A 3825-nucleotide genomic window follows, 5' to 3' on the forward strand; every position below is an offset into this window, starting at 1 on the left:
CTTAGAAAAAATACCAGATCATAGCATACAAAAATTAGAAGAATTACTACCTGGATATCAAGAAAATTCTATACTGTAGTTGCTCGGATGCATACGTTAAAAAGAAATAATAGTTTCTTTTTAACTAAGCCCTTTTCTTTTATATTTAAGCATTTGTATAAATAAATGTTAGATATAATGGGTACACAAACTTCCAGACGAAATTTTATAAAAAAAACAGCTATTGCAGGAACAGCAATTTCTGTATTACCAAGTTTTACTTTTGCCAATAATAGGAATACTAAAGAAAAGCTTAAATTAGGATTAATCGGAGTTGGTTTAAGAGGAACAAATCATTTAAAAAATGTTCTTTTAAGAGAGGATGTATTAGTAACAGCTATTTGCGATATAGACCAGTCAAGAATAGATTTAAGTTTAGATAGTATAAAAAAATCAGGAAAACCTGCGCCAAAAGTGTTTGGAGTAAATGAGTATGATTTTAGAAACTTATTAAATTTACAAGATGTAGATGCAGTAATAATATCTACTCCGTGGTTGTGGCATACAAGAATGGCAAAAGAAGCCATGATAGCTGGTAAATATACTGGTTTAGAGGTTTCAGCAGCTAATACTCTAGAAGAATGTTGGGATCTGGTGAATACTCACGAAGCAACAGGGGCGCATTTAATGATTTTAGAAAATGTTAATTACAGAAGAGATGTTTTAGCAGTACTGAATATGGTAAGACAGAATGTTTTTGGGGAATTGGTACATTTTAGGTGCGGTTACCAACATGATTTAAGATTTGTGAAATTAAATGATGGTAAAACAGCTTATGGTAAAGGAGTGGAGTTTGGTGAAAAGGGTATTTCAGAATCTAAATGGAGAACACAACATTCGGTAGTTAGAAATGCAGATGTATATCCAACACACGGGGTTGGTCCAGTAGCTACAATGTGCAATATTAATCGAGGAAATCGTTTTTTATCGGTAACGTCTAATGCCTCAAAAAGTATTGGTTTACATAATTATGTTGTGAAAAATGGTGGAGAATCGCATCCAAATGCAAAGGTTAAATTTAAGCAAGGAGATGTTATAACTTCAACAATAGAAACCGCAATGGGAGAGACAATCATTGTAACACATGATTGTAACTTACCAAGACCATATTCTTTGGGATTTAGGGTTCAGGGAGCTAATGGATTGTGGGAGGTAGATGGTAATAGGATATATATTGAAGGGGAATCGGAGCCACATAAATGGGATCAAGCAGATGAATGGTTAGCAAAATATGATCATCCTTTATGGGAAAATTATGGAGAACATGCAATGGGAGCTGGACATGGCGGAATGGACTTTTTTGTACTTAATGCATTTGTAGAATCAGCAAAACAAAATATTGCTCCTCCATTAGATGTATATGATGCTGCAGCTTGGAGTGCAATTACACCGCTATCTGAAATTTCAATAGAAAATAATGGGGATCCACAAGATTTTCCTGATTTTACCAGAGGGTTATGGTTGAAAAGAACTCCTTATAACTGGATGAAAGAAACTTATTAATTTTTAGAACGAATAATTAATTTGGAAACAATACAGATACTATCTCCAGGAAGAACATGTCTTTTTGGAGACCATCAGGATTACTTGGGATTACCAGTAATAGCATGCGCAATCAATAAGCATATTAGGCTGAAGGCTACAATAAATAAAAGTTCATTCTTTAGAATCAAATTACCAGATATACAGGAAGAAAGAGATATTGAGATACATGAGGAATTCAAAACTATGGATCACCGAGATTATTTTGCTTCTTCTCTAAGGGTGTTAAAACGATATGGATGCATCCCTAATGAAGGTTATAATATTGAAATAATAGGGGATTTGCCTTTAAATGCAGGAGTGTCAAGCTCATCTGCCTTAATAATAGCATGGATACAGTTTCTTTTACAGGCATTTGGAGCAAATCAAGAAATAACGAAAGAGTTGATTGCTAGAATTGCTTATGAAGCAGAAGTACTGGAGCATAACGAGCCAGGTGGGCTTATGGATCAGTATTCAATTGGTTTAGGAGGTGTTTTATTTATAGATACAAACCAAAAAATGTCTTATGAAAGGATACAAAATGATATAGAAGGACTAATTTTAGGAGAATCTGGGGTGAAAAAGGAAACGATAGGGACTTTGGGAGACCGAAAAGAAAAAGCCTTAAAAGCGATAGAATATGTAACACTTAAAAACCCCAATTTCGATATTAAATTAGCTTTGTTAGAAGAGTATGAAAAGTATGAAAAAGATATTCCTTTGGATTCGAAACCTTATTTCTATGCAGCATTAAAAAATTATGACATAACTCTAAAAGCTATGAATGAATTTAGGAAAGCAAACCTTGATATGAAATATATAGGAGATTTAATGAACCAACATCATCTTGTTTTAAAAGATATTCTTAAAATAACAGTGCCTGTAATAGATGAAATGGTTGCGAATGCATTAAAAGCAGGGGCATATGGAGTGAAAATTGTAGGATCAGGAGGAGGAGGTAGTATTGTAGCGATTGCTCCAAAAAATAAAGAACAAACAGTTATAAATGCTATTCGAAAAGGAGGAGCTAAAGACGTATATATAGTTAAAGTAGATCCGGGAGCAAGAGTAATATAATACAAGAACCAAAGATATGAACGAAAATTTAATAATTCTGGCAGGAGGAGCTTCTTCTCGAATGAAAAAAGAAGTAAAAACGGAATTAAGTAATACGTTGATTACACAAGCAAATACGAGATCTAAATCCTTGATTAGTATAAGTGATACAGGAAGGCCGGTTATGGATTATTTATTGTATAATGCTAAACAAGCTGGATATACTACAATATATATAATCATAGGAGAAAAGGAAAGTTTGATGAAGGAATTTTATGGAGATAAAATAACAGGTAATGATTTTAATGGACTAACGATAAACTATGCAATTCAATATGTTTCAAAAGATAGAGAAAAACCCTTTGGTACTGCTGATGCACTGTATCAAGCAATAACACAATATCCAGGGCTAGGTAAGGAAACCTATACTGTATGTAATAGTGATAATTTATATTCTGAAGCTGTTTTGAAGATGTTAAGAACCTCTGCTTATAAAAATGCATTTATTAGTTATGATAGAGATGCCTTGCAGTTTAGTATGGAACGAATAGCCCGATTTGCTTTGGTATCTTTAGACGAGGAGGGGTTTTTAAAAGATATTATAGAAAAACCATCTATAGAGGAAAGCTTATTATATAAAGATGAGTCTGGTAAATTTCGAGTGAGTATGAATATTTTTAAATTTAACGGTATGATGTTTAAAGGTTACGTTACTAATTGCCCAATAAATGAGAAACGAAATGAAAAAGAATTACCTACTGCTTTACTAAATATGGCAAAAGATCATCCAAAATCTATTATGGGAATCCCTGTTTATGAACATGTGCCAGATTTAACATCAAAAGAGGATATTGCTACTTTAAAAGAATATATAGAAAATAATTATAAAGAAGATATAAATTGGGATAGGTAAAACGGGATATGAAGAGATATTTGGATATTACTTTATTGTATAAAGAATAACTAAAAAGAAATAATTTATTAGTTTTATTTCAAAGTTAGTAAGGTATAAGTTATATAATTTGTTAAAGTTAGCTTTCAATACAAAAGGAAAGCCCAGTTTTTGTGAAACAAACTGGGCTTTTATAATGTGAAATATTAATAAGTATTTGGCACTAAGCCACAAAGTGTGTAATTAAAAAATATCGAGGGTTGCAACCCTCGATATTTTTTTGTTTAATTTTAAATTTTACACACTCATGAAAA

At 32.2% G+C, this 3825-nt stretch carries 3 protein-coding genes; all 3 read left to right on the top strand.

The annotated features are described in order from the left end of the window. The first annotated feature begins 177 nt into the window (after positions 1-177). Genes H527_RS0118475 through H527_RS0118485 form a run of 3 tightly spaced genes read left to right on the top strand, consistent with a single transcriptional unit; the run spans position 178 to position 3532 of the window. Complete coding sequence (locus tag H527_RS0118475; RefSeq protein ID WP_027414031.1) at positions 178-1542, top strand: Gfo/Idh/MocA family protein; 1365 nt, start codon at positions 178-180, stop codon at positions 1540-1542. A 21-nt stretch (positions 1543-1563) separates the two neighbouring features. Then, a complete protein-coding gene (locus H527_RS0118480; RefSeq protein ID WP_027414032.1) occupies positions 1564-2640 on the top strand; it encodes a GHMP family kinase ATP-binding protein in 1077 nt (358 codons plus the stop codon). Positions 2641-2656: 16 nt separating this feature from the next. Next, positions 2657-3532 (top strand): sugar phosphate nucleotidyltransferase, encoded by an 876-nt coding sequence (locus H527_RS0118485; RefSeq protein ID WP_027414033.1) that lies wholly within the window; start codon positions 2657-2659, stop codon positions 3530-3532. The last annotated feature ends 293 nt before the right edge of the window (positions 3533-3825 follow it).

The sequence above is a fragment of the Aquimarina muelleri DSM 19832 genome (assembly GCF_000430665.1).
GTDB classification, from domain to species: Bacteria; Bacteroidota; Bacteroidia; order Flavobacteriales; family Flavobacteriaceae; genus Aquimarina; species Aquimarina muelleri.